Raw genomic sequence first — 17,380 nt, forward strand, 5'->3', positions numbered from 1 at the left:
CCTCAGGGGTTGCGCAGCAGGCCCAGTTCAACCTCGGCCACATCCATGCGCACCATGCCCTTGGCCACCAGCACCTGAGCCAGGCGGTCGATCTCGTCGCCCACCGCGCCGGCCATCATGGCGATGTTCTGCGCGTGCAGCGCCATGTGGCCTTTCTGGATGCCGGTGGTGGCCAGCGCCTTCAGGGCCGAGAAGTTCTGCGCCAGGCCCACCGCCGCGATGATGCGGGCGAGTTCTTCGGCGCTGCCCACGTTCAGGATCTTCAGTGCCAGGCGCGCCATGGGGTGCACCTTGGTCGCGCCACCCACCAGGCCCACGGCCATGGGCAGTTCGATGGTGCCCGCCAGGTCACCGCGGGCGGTGGCTTCCCACGCGGTGAGGCTGGCGTAGCGCCCGCTGCGTGCGGCGTAGGCGTGGGCGCCGGCTTCCACCGCGCGCGTGTCGTTGCCGGTGGCGAGCACCACGGCGCTCACGCCGTTCATGATGCCCTTGTTGTGCGTGGCCGCGCGATAAGGATCGGCATCGGCGAAGTGGTACGCCGAGAGCATGGCGTCGCGCACCTCGGCACCGCCGATGGCGTCCAGCGGCCACACGCAGCGGGCGCGCGCCAGCCGGCGGTCCGCCAGGTTGGAGAGGATGCGCAGGTTGGTGGTGCCCGAAGTCCACTGCGCAATGTGGGGCGCCAGCTTCTCGGCCATGGTGTTGACCGCGTTGGCGCCCATGGCGTCGCGCGTGTCCACGATGAGGTGAGTGATCACCATCGCGCCGCCGCGGGTGTCGAGCAATCGCACTTCCAGATCGCGAAAACCGCCACCGAGCTTGACCAGCACCGGGTCGCAGGCGTCGCACATCGCACGAATGTCTTCCTTGCGCTCCAGGATGCGGATGCGTGCCTGCTGAGGATCGCTCACGCCGGTCAGCTGGATCTGCGCAATCATCTGCGTGCCCGACATTGACGTGACGAAACCGCCCGCGTCGTAGCTCTGGCGTGCCGCGTTGCACACCGCCGCCACCACCGACGATTCCTCGGTGGCCATGGGCACGAGCCGGTCGCGGCCATCGATGCGCAGGTTGGTCGCCACGCCCATGGGGATGTTCATGGTGCCGACGAAGTTCTCGATCATGTGGTCGGCGGTCTCGGCCGGGAGGTTGCCGGTCTGCGCGAGCAGGGCCTGGTCGTCGGCGCCGAGGTGGGCGAACTGCGCCACGCGCTCGATGCGCTGGGCCACGGCCAGCTTGTGGAAGCCGCCAATGCGGCTGGAGGGTGTGTGGGTGTTCATGGGGTGAACCTTGATGAGGAAGTGCGGAATCAGCGTGAAGCCATGAGCTTCGGCAGCCAGGTGATGAGGTCGGGGAAAGCGGCGCAGATCAGCAGGCCGACGAACTGCAGAAAGAAGAAGGGAATGATTCCCTTGTAGACCGCACCCATGCCGATGTGCTTGGGCAAGGTGCCCTTGATGTAGAACAGCGTGTAGCCGAACGGCGGGCTGATGTAGCCCATCTGGATCGTGATGGCGTAGAGCACGCCGAACCAGATCTCGTCGAAGCCGAGCAGGCGCACGATGGGCAGGAACACCGGCACGGTGAGCAGGATGATGCCGAGCTCATCGAGCACCGTGCCCAGGAAGATCAGCAGCAGCATCATGGCGGCCAGGATCCACCAGCGGTTCACTTCCATGCCCTTGATGAATTCGAGCAGCGTGTCCGCACCACCGAGTCCGGTGAAGATCGCCACATACGCCTTGGCGCCGAGCGTGATCCAGAGAATCATCGATGTGGCCTTGAGCGTGTCCACGCCTGCCTGGCTCAGCATGGGCAGGTTCAGCTTGCGCTTGAACAGCGCGGGCACGATGGCGCCGGCCACGCCCACGGCGGCCGACTCGGTGGGTGTGGCGATGCCGAAGAAGATGGAACCGAGGATGAGCACGATCAGCATGCTCGGAAACACCAGCGCCTTGAGCGCCACGATCTTGTCGCGCAGCGGCGCCTGGCGCGTGCTCGGGTCCAGCGGCACCCACTCCGGCTTGAGCCAGCCCACCACCACGATGTAGGCGATGTAGAGCGAGGCCAGGATCAACCCGGGGATGAGGCCGGCAATCAGCATCTGGCCAATGGAGACCTGCGCCGTGACGGCGTAGACGATGGTGAGCACCGACGGTGGAATGAGGATGCCCAGCGTGCCCGATGCGCAGATGGTGCCCAGCGCGAGTTCGGGCTTGTAGCCCCGGCGCAGCATCTCTGGCAGCGCCAGGATGCCCATGGCGGTGACCGCCGCACCCACCACGCCGGTCATGGCCGCCATCACCACGCAGATGATGACGGTGCCAATCGCCAGACCGCCACGCAAGCGGCCGAACCACAACTCCATGGCCTTGTAGAGGTCTTCAATCACGCCGGAGCGCTGCAGGATGCAGGCCATCAGGATGAAGAGCGGAATGGCGAGCAGCGCTTCCGACTTCATGGTGTCGTAGATCTGCAGCACCAGCACGATCACCGCGCTGGGTTCCCACAGCGTGACGATGAAAAGCAGCGACAAACCGCCGAGCACGAACGCGATCGGCAGGCCGCTGAGCATGAACAGCGTGAGGCTGCCGAACATCAGCAAGAGGATGGTGTTCGGGCTCACTGGAATACCTCCGCCCTGTGGGCTGCGGTGCGAGCTTGCTTGAAGCGGTTCTGCGCTGCGCTCATGCTGTCGGCACCTCATTCACCACGAGCTCGACATCGGTGCGGTAGAAGACGCGACACAACTCCACCACCGCCTGCAGCAGCATGAGCACCAGGGAGAGCGGCACCACCGCCTTGGCCGGCCAGATGGGCGGGTTCCAGGCCGAGAAGCTGGTCTCGCGGTACTGCCACGCGCTCCAGGCCGACGGCCAGCTGAAGTAGATGAGGATGGCGCAGAACAGGATGATCACGGGGAAGTTCACCAGGTCCATGCGGCGCTGCCAGGTGGCGTTCAGGCGCTGGCGAACGAGATCGAGCGTGACGTGGCCGCGCAGGTGCAGCAGGTAGGGGCCCCCGAGCAGGAAGTACGGACCGAAGAGCAGCACCGCGAGTTCCATGGCCCAGACGGTCGGGTCGTTGAAGAGGTAGCGGCGCACCACCTCGTACAGCATCACGGGCACCACGATGGCCATGAGCCACACGGTGAGGTAGAAGATGGCGCGGTTCAGGCGCGTGACGGCCGAGGTGGCCGCCGACAACCAGGCGGGCATACCGGTTTCCTTGAAGGTGCAGCAAAAACACCCCGCACCGCCCAGGCGGCGCGGGGCGCATGCGATCAGGCCAGCAGGCCCAGTTCCTTCATGAAGGCGATCTGGCTGTCCAGGATCTTGCCGGCCAGGGCATCACCCTTGGTGGCGGCGCGCCAGGCTTCGATGGCCTTGGGCCGTGCGGCGGCCACGTCGGCCGCACTGAAACGGATGATCTCGCAGCCCTTGGCCTGGTACTTGGCGAGCACCGCGGCGTCGTTCACCACGATGCGCTGGCGCAGCGCGCCCGAGACCTCGCGCGCGGCCACGGCCAGCGCGGCCTTGAACTCGGCCGGCAGCTTGTCGTGCGCGCCGCGGTTGGCCACGTAGGCGGTGGCGGTGGTGGGCTGGTGGAAGCCCGGCACGATGACGAACTTGGCCACTTCGGCCAGGCCCGCCTCGAAGTTGGCGGTGAGGTCGCCGCGGTCGGCCATGTCGATCACGCCCTTGTCGAGCGCGGAATACACCTCGCCCGTGGGCAGCGGCGTCACCGCCACCCCGAACGCGCCCATCACCGAAGAGGCCAGCCCGACGAAGCGGCCCTTTTTGCCTGCGAGGTCGGCAATCTTGCGCACCGGCACCTTGGAGTGCAGGGGCTCCTGGCCGTACACGGTGGGAGCGATGTAGTGCAGGCCGGCGGGCGCATAGGCCTGGCGGGCCATGTCCAGGCCACCCTTCTCATAGAACCAGGCTTCGTACTCATCGGGCTCGGCAAAGCCGAAGGGCACCGTGCTGGTGAAGGCGAACGACGGAATCTTGCCGGCTTCGTAGCCGTCGAAGGTCTTCATCATCTCGAAGGCGCCGCCACGCACGGCATCGAAGGCCTGGGCGGCGGGCACGATCTGGCCCGCGGCGAACAGGTTGATCTTGAAACGACCCCCCGTGAGTTCGGCCACGCGTGCCACGAACTGCTCCTCGAACTTCTGCGGCGTGGTGCCGCCGTCCCACAGCGCCTGCATGCGCCAGGTGACGGTGGACTGGGCGCTTGCCAGCTTCGGCGCGGCAAGGCCCGCCACGGCGGCCCCGGCCAGGGCGGACTTCAGCATCGCGCGCCGCGCAACGGTTTTCTCGGTCATCTGTCTGTCTCCAATCGATTCTGGTTGTGGCATCCCGCACGGTCTGGCGGGCGGTGGTGTCGCCGGTTGGGGCGACGACGGACAAAGTGTATCGACCGCATGGGCCCAAAATAGGTACAGTTTGGTGACGGCCAGAGAAACCGTACCCCTCGAATGATGGAGACAGCGACATGCAGACCGCCCTCACCCTCGCGGACGACAACGCCTCCCCCGACACCAAGGTGGAAGCACTGGTCAAGCGCATCGCGCTGGCCATCGACCATGGCCTGCTACCGGCGGGCGCACGCCTGCGATCCATCCGCGACTGCGCGGACAAGGAAGCGTTGTCGCGCAACACCGTGGTGGAGGCCTACAACCGCCTCATCGCACGGGGCTATGCGGAATCGCGCCCCGGCTCTGGCTACTTTGCGCGCAAGGCCACGGGCCCGCGCGCGCAGGTGCCGGCGGCGCACCTGAGCGAGGCGGTGGACGTGGTCTCGCTGCTGCGCGAGCAACTGGAACAGCACTATGAGGTGCGCGTGGGCGATGGACGGCCACCGGCTTCCTGGATGGAGGGTTCGGAACTCGGCCGCCATCTGCGCGGCGTGAGGTCGAGCACCTGGAGCCAGCTTGAACACGGCTACGGCACACCCTGGGGCTACCTGCCGCTGCGCCAGACCATTGCGCGGCTGCTGCACGAACGCGCCATCCAGGCCGACGCGCGCCAGGTGCTGCTGACCCAGGGCGCCAATCACGCACTCGACCTGATCGTGCGGCAGTTGCTGCAGCCCGGCGACGTGGTGCTGGTGGACTCGCCCGGGTACTACCCGTTGTTCGGCAAACTGAAACTGGCCAAGGTGGAGATGGTGGGCGTGCCGCGCCTGCCCGACGGGCCCGACCTCGACGCCCTGCACACGCTGGCCGCCACGCACCGGCCCAAGGTGTTCTTCACCCAGTCGCTGGCGCACAACCCCACCGGGGGCTCGCTCTCATTGGCCAAGGCGCACCGGCTGCTGCAGCTCGCCGCGCAGCACGACTTGCAGATCGTGGAAGACGATCCGTTCGCCGACCTCATGCCCGCCAGCGCGCCGAGACTCTCGGCGCTGGACCAGCTGGACCGCGTGATCTACGTGAGCAGCTTTTCCAAGACGCTGTCGGCTGGCCTGCGCGTGGGTTTCATTGCCGGGCGGAGCGCCACCATCAACGACCTGTGCGACCTCAAGATGGTCACGCTGGTCTCCACCTCGGACTTCGTGGAGCGCGTGGTCAGCCAGCTCATCGACGGCGGCCAGTACCGCCGTCATCTCACGCGCCTCAAGGCGCGGCTGGACGCGGCGCAACGGCTGTCGATTCCGGCGATGGAGCGCGCCGGGCTGCGGCTGTTCTCGCCCTACACGGGCGGCTACTACGCCTGGGCCGAACTCCCGCACGGGGAGTCCGAGATTGCGCTGGTGCGGCGCGCGGCCGCGCTGGGCATCTTCATTTCACCGGGTTCGGTGTTCTTTCCGGACCGCCACTCCGAGCGCGCCCGCATGCGCGTGAACATGGCCTACGCCAGCGACGAACGCTTCCTGCGGCTGTTTCAGGCGGCCTGAGCCAGCACGCGCAGCAGCCAGCCGTTGAGGTCCTGCACCTCCTCGGCGCACACCGAGTGCTCCATCGGGTAGGTGTGCCAGTCGACGTCGTAGCCGAGCGACTGCAGCACGTCGCGCGTCGCTTCGCCGCGGTCCAGCACCACCATGGGATCGTGCTTGCCATGCGCGAGGAAGATCGGCACGTCGCGGTTGGCCTGGCTGCGTTCGGCCGCGGTGGTGCCGGCCAGTGGCAGGTAGCCGGACAGGCCCGCCAGCCCGGCCAGGCGCTGCGGCGCGCGCAGGCCGACCATCAGCGTCATGGCGCAGCCTTGCGAGAAGCCCATGAGCACCGTGCGGCCGGGCGGCACGCCGCGCGCGGCTTCGCGGTCCAGCAGCCCCTGCACCAGCGCAGCGGCTTCGCGCAGGCCGGGCTCGTCTTCAGGCCGATCTGCGCCTGGCCGACTGGGTGGCGGAAAGATGTCGTACCACGCCCGCATGCGGTAGCCGCCGTTGAGCGAAACCGGACGCACCGGCGCACTCGGGAACACAAAGCGCACCGGACCGATGGCGGAAAGGTCCAGTTCCTGTGCGATGGGCACGAAGTCGTTGCCGTCGGCGCCCAGGCCGTGCAGCACGATGATGGAAGCGACCGGTGCGGCGGCCGGGTCGCCGCCGCTCACGAGTTCAAGGAGTTCGAGCGAGGTGGTGTTCATCGAAGCAGCATAACGCCGCACTCGCTACTCGATGAACCCCGGTAACCACAGCGAGATCGCGGGAAAGGCGCACAGGATCAGCAGGCGCACCACGTCCACCGCGATGAAGGGCATGGTGCCCTTGTAGATGGCGCCCAGCGGCACGTCGCGCGCGATGGAGTTGATGACGAACACGTTCATGCCCACGGGTGGGCAGATCATGCCGAAGGTCACCGCCATCACCACGATCACGCCGAACCAGACCGGGTCGAACCCGAGCTGCATCATGGCCGGGAACACGATGGGCACGGTGAGCAGGATCATGGCCAGCTCGTCCATCACCGCGCCAAGGATCAGGTAGCCCACCATGATGAGCGCCAGCACCCCATAGGGCCCCACCGGCAGGTGCACCAGGAACTCCACCGCGTTCTGCGTGAACTGGGTGATGGTGAGGAAGTAGCCGAACAGGTAGGCACCCACCACGATCATCATGATGGCCGAGGACACCCGAAGCGCGCCAATGAGTGCCGCGCGGATCTGGGGCCAGCGCAGCCGCCCGCGCAGCATGCCGATCAGCAGCGTACCGATGGCGCCCACGCCCGCGGCTTCCTGCACCGTGAAGATGCCACCATAGATGCCGCCGAGCACGAACACGAACAACAGGACCACCGCCCACAGCGAGCGAAGCGAGGCGAACCGCTCGCCCCAGCCATGGACTTCTCCACGCGGCATCGCGTCCGGCCGCAGCCGCGCCACCACCGCGACCACCACGCTGTAGAAGGCCACCGCCATCAGGCCGGGGATGATGCCCGCTGCGAAGAGCTTGGTGATGTCGGTCTCGGTCATGATGCCGTAGAGCACCAGGATCACGGACGGCGGGATCATGATGCCGAGCGTGCCGCCCGCGGCAATGAGCCCGGCGGAAAAGCCCGCGCTGTAGCCCGCGCGCCGCATTTCCGGCAAGGCCACCTGCGTCATGGTGGCGGCGGTGGCCACCGACGAACCGTTGATGGCCGAGAAGCCGCCGCAAGCGGCGATGGATGCCAATGCAAGACCACCGCGCCTGTGCCCCAGCCACGCCCTCCCCGCCATGAACAGCTCCGTGCTCATGCCCGCCTGGGACGCGAACGCCCCCATGAGGATGAACATCGGGATCACGCTGAGGTTGTAATCGGTCAGCACCGAGAGTGGCACATTGGCCAGCAGGTTCAAGGCCGGTGTGGTCCCCGAGAGCAGCGCAAACCCGCCCACGCCCGCGATGCCCATGGCAATGCCGATCGGCACACGAATGGCCATGAGGCCGAACATGGCCACGAAGCCCAGCAGGGCCACCACATCACGATCCATGGGCGGCTCCCGGCACGTCTTCTTCCAGGGGCTCGGGCGCAGCTGCGCGGCCCTGCCACAGATGGACCAGCCGCACCAGCGCCAGCACGGCGGCCACCGTGGCGCCCACGGCAGCGACGCTGTAGAACCATTGCAGCGGCAGCCGCAGGTCCATGGTGCCCTGGCTGCCGGTGCCCGCCACCTTCACCCACACCATCCAGGCCAGCGGGATCATGAAGGCGGCGGTGACGGCGGTGGCCACCAGATCCACACGACGCTGCCCTGCGGGCTTGAGGTGCTCCCACACGATGTCCACACCGATGTGCGTGCCGTAGTACGTGGCCAGCGCAATGCCCCAGAACATGGCGATGCCCTGGAGCATCTGCGAGCCGTCAAACCAGTCGGGGATCTGCGTGCTGAACGCGTAGCGCACCAGCACGTTGCCCGCGGTCAGCACCGCCACCAGCAGGAGCGTGAGCGCGGCCACCGTTTCGATGGCCGAGAACAACCGCTTCATCAGTTGGAAGCCTTGCGCGTTGCCAGTTCCTTGCGCAGGTCATCCAGCGCCGCCTGGCCGGGCACGCCGACGCCATCGGCTGCCTTGACCCACTGCATGTAGACCGGCTCCACCGCCTTCTTCCACACGTCGAGTTGCGCGGCCGAGATCGGCACGATGGTGTGGCCGGCGGTCTTCTCCAGCTTGGCCTGTCCCGAATCTTCCTCGTCGCCCCACGCGCCACCGACCTTGCCGGCCCACTCGTTGTTGCAGTGGTCGTCAATCACCTTTTTCTGGCCAGCGGCCAGCTTGTCGTACCAGGGCTTGTTCATCACCCACACGAAGTCCGAGGTGTAGAGGCGCATGTCGCTGTGGAACTTCACGGCCTTGTCGATGCCGAAGGTGACGATGGAATTCCAGGGGAAGGTGATGGCATCGGCCAGGCCTTTTTCCAGCGCGTCGCGCGACTCGGGCGCCGACACCTGCACGTTGGTCGCACCCAGAAGCGTCATCGTCTGCGCCACCGTGCCGTTGGCCGAACGGATCTTCATCCCCTTGAGCTGACCGGGTTCGGTGATGGGCTTCTTGGAGTGGAAGGTGCCCACGTGCACATGCGCGAAACAGAACTTGACGTCCTTCATCTCGGCCGCGGCGTACTTGCGGTACCACTGGTCCAGCGCGGCGGAGCCAGGACCCGGCTTGGCGATCAGGAACGGCAGTTCACCGGCGGCCACGATGGGGAAACGGCCGGCCTGGTAGCCCGGGTTGACCCAGGTCATTTCTGCAATGCCGTCGCGCGCCATGTCGTAGTGGTCGGCGGCCTTGCCGAGCTGCTGCGCAGGAAACAGCGCGACCTTGATCGAACCCTTGGAAGCGGCTTCCACCGACTTGGCCCACGGCTCGAAGCCGAGCTTGGCCAGGGGGTGCGAGGCAGGCAGCCAGTGGGCGAACTTGAGTTCGACCGCCTTGTCCTGCGCCTGCGCGCCAGCGGCACCCAGCAACAGGGCCGCCACGGCAATGGCACGAAGGGAGGGGTGGAAGGTTTTTTTCATGTCTGTCTCCTGGTGAGGTCTTCTGGGGGAAATCGCAGGCGGCGAGCGCTCATGCGGCGGGGGTGACGGTTTTTTCGCGCCCGGGCCGCTCGGCCCAGAACACGGGTTGTGCGCCGCCGGCACTGGGCCGGTGCGCGCTGTTGAGTTTGCCCTCGGGGTCGGCGAGCGTGGTCTTGAGCGCGTCGCGCAGCGCAGTGGCGGCCGTGGCGGCATCGAGCGTGCCGGCGAGCGCCGGCGCCACGTGCGTCGTCCACAGGCGCGCATAGTTCAGGCGACCACGGGCCTGGGTGTCGCCATAGCCCTTGAGCACCTGGGGCAGTCCCGCGAGCACCAGGGCCAACGCCGGCGATTGCGGCAACACCTGTCGCATGGCGCCGAGCCAGGCGGCCAGCGTCTCGTGTTCCTGCGCGTACCGCAGCGAGCGTGGACGCAGCGGGCGCAGGCGCGCCAGGCTGCGCAGCATGAGGTAACCCCACAGGCTGGTGGAGCGAATGTGCATGCTGACATGGGCCTTGCCCAGCCAGCCGCGCCGCTGTGCCAGCTTCATCAGCCCCTCGCCCATCGAGCGCGGCAGCACCGCGGCCACTTCGTCGATGCCGGGCTTGAAGTGCTCGGTGACGCGCACGATGTCGCCGCTGCGGACCTGAGCCTCGCTGGCCACGCGGGCATAGCGGCTGCGTCGGGTCTTGAGGTCGGCCACGCGGATCACGTCTTCGAAACACATCCACAACGCCAGGTGGCGCACCGCCTCTTCCAGCGCTTCGCCAGCCTTTGGCGGGGAGACACCCACCAACGCCTGTACATGGTCTAGGTACGCGGCGGCATAGCCATCGTGCTGGTAATCGCGGCAACGCAGCGCACCGTGTGCGGCAAGGGTCTGCACGGCGGGCGGCCATGCCTGCAGCCGCGCGGTCCAGGCCTCCAGCAGGCGCGCCGGCAGCTTCGCATCGGCCAGCACCGCACGCGCGTCGCTCGCCACCTCCAGCACCACGGTGGCAGGATGCTGCGCTTGGTCATGCGCCGCAGAAAAGCCCGCCAGGCTGGCCTGCACGCCTTTGCCCGATGCGCGGATCACGTCCTCACACACCTCGCGCGGCCACGGCAGCACCCCCGCGCCCGCCAGCGCACCGAACATCACCGCCGAGATCACGGTGCCGCTGCGCGCCGTGACCGCTTCCATGTCAAACAGGACGGTCTGGCGCGCCAGCGCACGCGCCGCGCCCACCAGGCGCTGCGGGTCCTGACGGCCGTCGGCCATGTGCATCTTCTCCAGCGTGGTGTACACGCGGTGGGTGGATGCCAGCAGCGTCGTGCGGTTCGTGACGAACCCGCGTTCGATCATGCGCGCAGCTTCCAGGAGCTCACTGGCCACCACCACGTCCACGCGGCCGGCCACCGGCGTGAGGCCGAACACCGGTCGGTCTCCACCGGCCAGCGGCGCGCGAAGCAGCTCGATGTAGTAACTGGTGGCGCCGGTGCGCTGCGCGACACCCGGCACCGAGGTGGCCTGCACCGGCAGGCCCTGAATGCGCGCGCATTGCACCAGCCAGTCGGCCAGCACACCGCCGCCCTCGCCGCCGAGCGCGGCGATCAGGATGCCGTAGGCATTGTCTTGGGATGTCGTCATGGATCAGGCCGGCTGCAACAGGCCGATGAAAAAGCGGTTGAAGCGATCCGTCACGCGGTCCCACCAGCTCGGGTGCGTGACGATCTCGATCTTGTGGAACGACGGGCAGAGCACGGCTGCATCGGCCACTTCGCCACACAGGCCGCAGCCCACGCAGCCGTTGGTGACGTGGGCCACCGGCTCGCGGCGCAGCGGATCGCTGGAAGGCTTCACCGTCAGTGTGGGGCAACCCGACAACCGGATGCAGGAATGGTCGCCGGTGCAGGTGTCCTCGTCCACGCCGTAGCGCGTGCGCACGCTGCGCAGCCCTTCCTTCAGGCGGCGGGCGCGAATGGGCTTGAGGCGGCGCTGCCGCTCGAGCTGGCATTCGCCCTCGGCAATCACCACCTTCAGGCCCATGAACGGCGAGTTGACCGCCTCCTTCAAGAGATCCCGCACCTTCGAGACGCGGTAGTTGTGCACCGTCTTGACCCACTTCACGCCCATGCCCTTGAGCGTGTTCTCGATCGTCATCTCGTGGGCCGTGGCGCTCGATCCTTCGGCCACGCGCTTGGCCTCGGACATGGGCGACGACATCGTCTCCTGCGTGCCGGTGGCCGAGGTGTAGCCGTTCTTCATGATCACCAGCACACCGTCGCCCTGGTTGAGCAGGGTGGAGCTCACGCCCGAGAGCAGGCCGTTGTGCCAGAAGCCACCATCACCCATGATGGCGATCGGGCGCTTGGCGGAAAAGTTCTTCACGGCCGCACTCGACGCCATGCTCATGCCGTAGCCGAGGATGGAGTTGCCGAACGAAAACGGCTCGAAGGTGGCAAAGGAATGGCAGCCGATGTCGGTGGAGATGTGCAGCTTGCCGACATCGCGCTCGACCAGCTTGAGCGCCGCAAACACTGGCCGCTCCGGGCAGCCGGTGCAGAAGTTGGGCGGGCGCGCCGGCACGCCGCCACCGAGTTCGGCCAGGGCGCGCTGGCGCACTTCCACCAGCTCGGTGCCAAAAGTCTTCGCCGCCGACGTGTCCACCGTCGGCACATGACGATCCACAAACTCCGTGATGCCCTTGAGGAGGATCTCGGCGGTGTACTCACCACCCATGGGCAGCAGGTCCTTGCCGTGCAGACGCGTCTGCAGGTCGGCGCGGCGCAACAGCGTGGCGATCTCCTGCTCGATGAATTCGGGCTGGCCTTCCTCGATCACCAGCACCGCGCGCTTGCCTGCAGCGAACGCGGCGATCTGGTCGGGCACCAGCGGATACACCACGTTGAGCACCAGCATCGGCAGGCGGGTGTCGCCATTCGCATCGGCAAGGCCAGCCTGCTGCAGCGCCCGGATGGTGGTGTTGTACAGGCCCCCCTGCACGATCAGGCCGACCTCGGCGTGCTCGCCATCGAACAGTTCGTTGAGCCCGGCCTGGGCAATGAACTGGCGCGCCGCCGGCATGCGCACTTCGTACTTGTGCTTCTCGTGCCGGAAGGTGGAAGGCGGGTGCGAGAGCCGGTCGTAGCTGAAGCCGGCCGCCTCCTGCTGGAGATGCCGGCTGGAGATCGCGGGGGCGATGTTGTCACTCGCCACAAAGCTGCCCTGCACGTGGCAGGCGCGGATGCGCAACTCCATCATCACCGGCGTGTTCGACGCTTCGGAGAGCTCGAACGCCTTCTCGACCATGCGCACGATGGTGGGCAGGTTGGGGCGCGGGTCCATGAGCCAGAGCGCGGACTTGAGCGCAAACGCATGGGTGCGTTCCTGGATGACGCTGGCGCCTTCGCCGTAGTCTTCGCCGACCACGATGAGCGCACCCCCCATCACGCCGGGCGATGCCAGGTTGGACAGCGCATCGGAGGCCACGTTGGTGCCCACGACCGATTTCCAGGTTACTGCGCCACGCACCGGGTACATGATCGACGCCGCCAGCATCGCGGCGGCAGAACTCTCGTTGGTGCAGGCTTCCACATGCACGCCGAGTTCGTCCATGTAGGGCTTGGCCTGCACCATGACATCGAGCAGGTGGGAGATGGGAGAGCCCTGGTAGCCACCCACGTAGGTCACGCCGGACTGCAGCAAGGCCTTGGTCACCGCCAGGATGCCCTCGCCATGGAAGGTCTCGCCGTTGCCGAGCTTCAGCGCTTCAATCTCGCTGTGAAATGAACGTTCCAATCGTGGGTCTCCAGTCGTTATGTAGGGGAATTTAGGCGACTGCCCGCTATCTGACCAATGGATTGATCGGATGTGGCACATTCATGAAACCGATAATTCGGGTGAACCCTTAGAGCCGTTCCAGGGCCTTGCAATGAACTTCCGCCAACTCGATCTCAATCTGCTGCGCGTGCTGGTCGCCATCCACCGCAGCGGCTCGGTGACGGCCGCCGGCAAGGCGCTGGCGCTCTCGCAACCCGCCACCAGCAACGCACTGGCGCGCCTGCGCGAGTACTTCCAGGACGACCTGTTCGTGCGCTCTCCGCGCGGCCTCAAGCCCACGCGCCTGTGCGAGCGGCTGGCGCCCGAGGTTCAGGTGCAGTTGCAGTTGCTGGAAGGCGCCGTGATGGTCCGCGACCAGTTCGATCCCGCGAGCACCGAGATGCGCTGGCGCCTGTCGTTGTCGGACCTGGGGGAGATCATGTTCCTGCCCGAACTGGCGGCCACGCTGCGCCAGCAGGCGCCTCAGGCGCACCTGACGAACGTCTCGGTCGCGGCCGAGGACGTGCCGGCCGCGCTCGAATCGCGCGACATCGACTTCGCCATCGGCATCCTGCAACCGCGCCACCGCGGTGTGCGTTCCGACCTCCTGTTCCGCGAACACTATGTGGCCCTGACCTCAACCGACTGGCGGCCCCGGTCGGGCAAGGTCGGCCGCACGCTGAGCGCCCGCCAGCTCGGCGAGGCCTCTCTGGTGGTGGCCTCGCCCACCGCCACCTTTCATGGCAGCGTCGAGAAAATGCTGCTGCGCATGAAGCTGTCCGAACGCATCGTGCTGCGCGCCCGCCACTTCGGTGCGTTGCCAGAGCTCGCGCTCAACACCGACCTGCTCACCATCGTGCCGCAGATGTACGCCGCCAACCTGGGACAGCGGCGCGATCTGCGCGTGTGGGAGTTGCCGCGCGCCGCCGCACCCAGCTACGAGGTGCGCCTGGTCTGGCACGAGAGCACCGCTCGCGATCCGGCCCATCAGTGGATTCGTGCCCAGGTGCACCGCCTGTTCGGACGCGCCAAGGGCGTGTCGTGAATATGATGCGATCCATGACACCCCAGACCCTCATCGACCACCTGGACCAGGGCAGCCTGTGGCCCGCCCCGCTCAGCGCCGACGCCACCTTCGACCTCGAAGCCGCTTACGCGCGCCAGCTCGATGTGAGGCAGTTGCGCGTCGCGCGTGGCGAACAACCGCGCGGCTTCAAGGTGGGGTTCACCAACCGCACCATCTGGCCGCGGTACAACGTGTTCGCGCCCATCTGGGGCACGGTGTGGGACACCACGCTCAGCTTCTGCGAAGGCGAAGGCACCGTGTCGCTCGCCCGCACCTGCCAGCCGCGTCTGGAGCCCGAGATCGTTTTCGGCATGAGGGCCACGCCTGCACGTTGCGCCACACTGGACCAGTTGTTCGATGCCATCGAGTGGATGGCCCCTGGATTCGAGATCGTCCAGTCGCACCTCGCGGACTGGAAGTTCCTGCCGGCCGACACCGTGGCCGATGGCGCGCTGCATGCGCGCCTGCTGGTGGGCCAGCGCACGCCGCTGCGCGAACTCGCCGACAGCGCATCCGCACTGGATGTACAGCTCTCCAGCGCGACCGCGTCACTGCGCCAGGGCGACCAAACCGTCGATCAAGGCCAGGGCGCCAACGTGCTCGACAGCCCGCTGCGCGCCCTGCTTCACTTCGTCAACACGCTGCGGGCCTGCCCCGGGGCGCCCGATCTGCACGCGGGCGATGTCGTCACCACGGGCACCTGGACCGATGCCTGGCCCGTGCAGCCGGGCCAGACATGGTCGGCCGACTTTTCCGCACCGCTCAACAGCCTCTCGGTGCGCTTCACCGACTGATGGGCCACGCTGCTTGCAGGTAAACCCCTCTAAACAGGCAAGCGTGCACGGGGTAGATTCGCCAGTTCGCATTCAAAAACGGAGACAGATCCAATGAGCCAAGTCGCGCCTGAACTGCTGGCCCTGCAGCGCCTCTACCACTGGGAGAAAACTGCGCCCAATCGGGTGGCCCTCACGCAACCCATGGGAGGTGGCGCGGTGCAGGACTTCACCTGGGGCCAGATCGGCGAGCAGGTGCGCCGCATGGCCACGCACCTGCAATCGCAGGGCTGGGAGCCCGGCTCGAAGGTGGCCATCCTCTCCAAGAACTGCGCCTGGTGGATGATGAGCGACCTCGCCATCTGGATGGCCGGCCACGTGTCGGTGCCGCTCTATCCCACCCTGGCCCCCGAGACCGTGCGCCAGATCCTCACGCACAGCGAAGCCAAAGCCTGCTTTGTCGGCAAGCTCGACGGCTGGGAAGGCATGAAGCCGGGCGTACCTGCCGGCATGCCCTGCATCAGCTACGCCCTGTCGCCCGATGACGCCGTGCGCAGCTACGAGAGCTGGGATGCCATCTGCGCGCGCAGCGCGCCGCTGCACGGCCAGCCCGTGCGCGACGGCAACGACCTCGCCACCCTTATCTACACCTCCGGCACCACCGGCATGCCCAAGGGCGTGATGCACAGCTTCGGCAACTTCGCCTGGGCGCTCGATGCGGGCCTCAAGCGCATTCCGATGTCGGGCGAAGACCGCATGCTGTCGTACCTGCCGCTGGCCCACGTGGTCGAACGCATGCTCGTCGAACACGGCTGGATGCGCACCGGCATGCACGTGTATTTCGCCGAATCGCTCGACACCTTCACCGCCGATCTGCAGCGCGCCCGCCCCACCATCTTCTTCTCGGTACCGCGCCTGTGGGTGAAATTCCAGCAAGGCATCCACCAGAAGATGCCGCCCGCCAAGCTCAACCGGTTGCTGGGCATTCCCATCCTGGGTGGCATCGTTCGAAAGAAGGTGATGAAGGCGCTGGGCCTGGACCAGTGCAAGTTTGCGGCCGGTGGCGCAGCCCCCATGCCCATTGCCTTGCTGCAGTGGTACAGCAAGCTGGGCCTGAACATCAACGAAGGCTACGGCATGACGGAGAACCTGGCGCTCTCCCACATCACCGAACCCGGCAAGAATCAGCAGGGTACCGTCGGCCCTGTGTACGAAGGCGTGCAGCATCGCCTGGACCCGCAGACCGGCGAAGTGCAGATGCTCAGCCAGGCGCTCATGATGGGCTACTACAAGGAGCCCGAAAAAAGCCGCGAGTGCTTCACCGAGGACGGCTGGCTCAAGACCGGCGACAAGGGCAGCATCGACGCGCAAGGCCTGCTGCGCATCACGGGACGCGTGAAGGATCTCTTCAAGACCGGCAAAGGCAAGTACGTGGCGCCAGCGCCCATCGAAGACAAGCTGGTCATGCACGACGCGGTGGAGGCCTGCGTGGTCACGGGCGCCAACCTGGGCCAGCCGCTGGGCATCGTGATGCTCAACGCCGATGCGGTCGCGCGCACGGCGGACGCTGGCGCCCGCGCCGAGCTGGAAACCTCGCTCGCCGGCCACCTCAAGGCCATCAACACCACGCTGGACCCGCACGAACAGCTGCAATGCCTGGTGGTGGTCACCACCGCCTGGACGGTCGACAACGACATCATCACGCCGACCTTCAAGGTCAAGCGCAACCGAATCGAGGACCTCTACGCGAAGAACTACGAAGCGTGGGAGTCGTCAGGCAAGAAAGTCATCTGGCAGTGACGCCGGGCCAGGCCCGCTCCCGCGCCACGCGCTGGAGCACGCCCTGGCTGCCCTGCTCGCACAAATCCAGCACCGTCGAGAAGCCGTCCATGTTCCCGTAGTATGGGTCGGGCACTTCTTCCGGTGCCTGGATGCCGGCGTAAGCCAGGAACAGGTGAAGCTTGTGCCGATGCGCAGGGGGGCACTCCCGCTCCAGGTGACTCAGGTTCAGCCGGTCCATGGCCAGGATCAGGTCGAAAGCCTCGAAATCCTCCGCGCGCACACGCCGCGCACGCTGCTGGTCGATCTGGCGGTAGCCGCGCGAGCGGGCCACCTCAATGGCGCGCGCATCCGCCTTCTCACCCTGGCGACCTGCGTAGGTGCCCGCCGAATCCACTTCCACCTCGGGCGCCAGTTGCAGGCGGGCCAGTTCGGCGTGCATCACGCTCTCGGCCAGGGGAGAGCGGCAGATGTTGCCCATGCAGACCAGGAGTATTCGAAACATGCCGTGGAG

Annotated in this window: 15 protein-coding genes; 4 read left to right on the forward strand and 11 right to left on the reverse strand. The window is 66.9% G+C overall.

Features of this window, described 5'->3' with window-relative positions:
• Positions 1 to 2: 2 nt before the first annotated feature.
• The 4 genes from ACTIEY_RS03030 to dctP form a co-directional block, all read right to left on the reverse strand.
• A complete protein-coding gene (locus ACTIEY_RS03030; protein WP_439517619.1) occupies positions 3 to 1,280 on the reverse strand; it encodes a hydroxymethylglutaryl-CoA reductase, degradative in 1,278 nt (425 codons plus the stop codon).
• 29 nt (positions 1,281 to 1,309) lie between these two features.
• A complete protein-coding gene (locus tag ACTIEY_RS03035; protein ID WP_439517620.1) occupies positions 1,310 to 2,626 on the reverse strand; it encodes a TRAP transporter large permease in 1,317 nt (438 codons plus the stop codon).
• A gap of 61 nt (positions 2,627 to 2,687) precedes the next feature.
• Complete coding sequence (locus tag ACTIEY_RS03040) at positions 2,688 to 3,218, reverse strand: TRAP transporter small permease subunit (RefSeq protein ID WP_439517621.1); 531 nt, start codon at positions 3,216 to 3,218, stop codon at positions 2,688 to 2,690.
• Between the two features lie 65 nt (positions 3,219 to 3,283).
• Complete coding sequence (dctP, locus tag ACTIEY_RS03045) at positions 3,284 to 4,330, reverse strand: TRAP transporter substrate-binding protein DctP (protein ID WP_439517622.1); 1,047 nt, start codon at positions 4,328 to 4,330, stop codon at positions 3,284 to 3,286.
• Positions 4,331 to 4,500: 170 nt separating this feature from the next.
• Here dctP and ACTIEY_RS03050 point away from each other — a divergent pair, with 170 nt between their 5' ends.
• Positions 4,501 to 5,904 (forward strand): PLP-dependent aminotransferase family protein, encoded by a 1,404-nt coding sequence (locus ACTIEY_RS03050; RefSeq protein ID WP_439517623.1) that lies wholly within the window; start codon positions 4,501 to 4,503, stop codon positions 5,902 to 5,904.
• Here the strand turns inward: ACTIEY_RS03050 and ACTIEY_RS03055 are convergent.
• From ACTIEY_RS03055 to ACTIEY_RS03080, 6 genes are read right to left on the reverse strand one after another with little or no spacing between them, the layout of a single operon-like run.
• The gene (locus ACTIEY_RS03055; protein WP_439517624.1) at positions 5,892 to 6,596 is read right to left on the reverse strand and encodes an alpha/beta hydrolase; all 705 of its coding nucleotides are present in this window, start codon (positions 6,594 to 6,596) and stop codon (positions 5,892 to 5,894) included. The genes ACTIEY_RS03050 and ACTIEY_RS03055 overlap by 13 nt on opposite strands.
• 24 nt (positions 6,597 to 6,620) lie before the next feature.
• On the reverse strand, positions 6,621 to 7,922 hold the full coding sequence (locus ACTIEY_RS03060) for a TRAP transporter large permease (protein WP_439517625.1): 1,302 nt from the start codon (positions 7,920 to 7,922) through the stop codon (positions 6,621 to 6,623).
• Positions 7,912 to 8,418: a TRAP transporter small permease gene (locus tag ACTIEY_RS03065; RefSeq protein WP_439517626.1), complete on the reverse strand. Its 507-nt coding sequence runs from the start codon at positions 8,416 to 8,418 to the stop codon at positions 7,912 to 7,914. Before ACTIEY_RS03065 ends, ACTIEY_RS03060 begins: the two co-directional genes overlap by 11 nt.
• Positions 8,418 to 9,449 carry a TRAP transporter substrate-binding protein gene (locus ACTIEY_RS03070; protein ID WP_439517627.1) on the reverse strand — a complete coding sequence of 344 codons (1,032 nt, stop codon included), beginning with the start codon at positions 9,447 to 9,449 and terminating at the stop codon, positions 8,418 to 8,420. Before ACTIEY_RS03070 ends, ACTIEY_RS03065 begins: the two co-directional genes overlap by 1 nt.
• Positions 9,450 to 9,498: 49 nt before the next feature.
• Positions 9,499 to 11,076: an indolepyruvate oxidoreductase subunit beta family protein gene (locus tag ACTIEY_RS03075; protein WP_439517628.1), complete on the reverse strand. Its 1,578-nt coding sequence runs from the start codon at positions 11,074 to 11,076 to the stop codon at positions 9,499 to 9,501.
• Positions 11,077 to 11,079: 3 nt separating this feature from the next.
• Positions 11,080 to 13,227, reverse strand: a complete 2,148-nt coding sequence (locus ACTIEY_RS03080) for a thiamine pyrophosphate-dependent enzyme (RefSeq protein ID WP_439517629.1) — start codon at positions 13,225 to 13,227, stop codon at positions 11,080 to 11,082.
• A gap of 133 nt (positions 13,228 to 13,360) precedes the next feature.
• On the opposite strand from ACTIEY_RS03080, the gene ACTIEY_RS03085 reads away from it, so the two are divergent.
• The 3 genes from ACTIEY_RS03085 to ACTIEY_RS03095 all read left to right on the forward strand — a co-directional run bounded on the left by ACTIEY_RS03085 (position 13,361) and on the right by ACTIEY_RS03095 (position 16,887).
• Positions 13,361 to 14,293, forward strand: coding sequence for a LysR family transcriptional regulator (locus tag ACTIEY_RS03085; RefSeq protein ID WP_439517630.1), 933 nt, complete (start codon positions 13,361 to 13,363; stop codon positions 14,291 to 14,293).
• 14 nt (positions 14,294 to 14,307) lie between these two features.
• Entirely contained in the window at positions 14,308 to 15,108 is an 801-nt protein-coding gene (locus ACTIEY_RS03090; protein WP_439517631.1) for a 2-keto-4-pentenoate hydratase, read from the forward strand.
• A gap of 93 nt (positions 15,109 to 15,201) precedes the next feature.
• Positions 15,202 to 16,887: an AMP-binding protein gene (locus ACTIEY_RS03095; RefSeq protein ID WP_439517632.1), complete on the forward strand. Its 1,686-nt coding sequence runs from the start codon at positions 15,202 to 15,204 to the stop codon at positions 16,885 to 16,887.
• On the opposite strand, the gene ACTIEY_RS03100 is transcribed toward ACTIEY_RS03095, so the two are convergent.
• The gene (locus tag ACTIEY_RS03100) at positions 16,874 to 17,371 is read right to left on the reverse strand and encodes a low molecular weight protein-tyrosine-phosphatase (protein WP_439517633.1); all 498 of its coding nucleotides are present in this window, start codon (positions 17,369 to 17,371) and stop codon (positions 16,874 to 16,876) included. The two genes, ACTIEY_RS03095 and ACTIEY_RS03100, sit on opposite strands and share 14 nt — an antisense overlap.
• Positions 17,372 to 17,380 lie beyond the last annotated feature (9 nt).

This window comes from Hydrogenophaga sp. (assembly GCF_051858985.1).
GTDB lineage: Bacteria > Pseudomonadota > Gammaproteobacteria > Burkholderiales > Burkholderiaceae_C > Hydrogenophaga.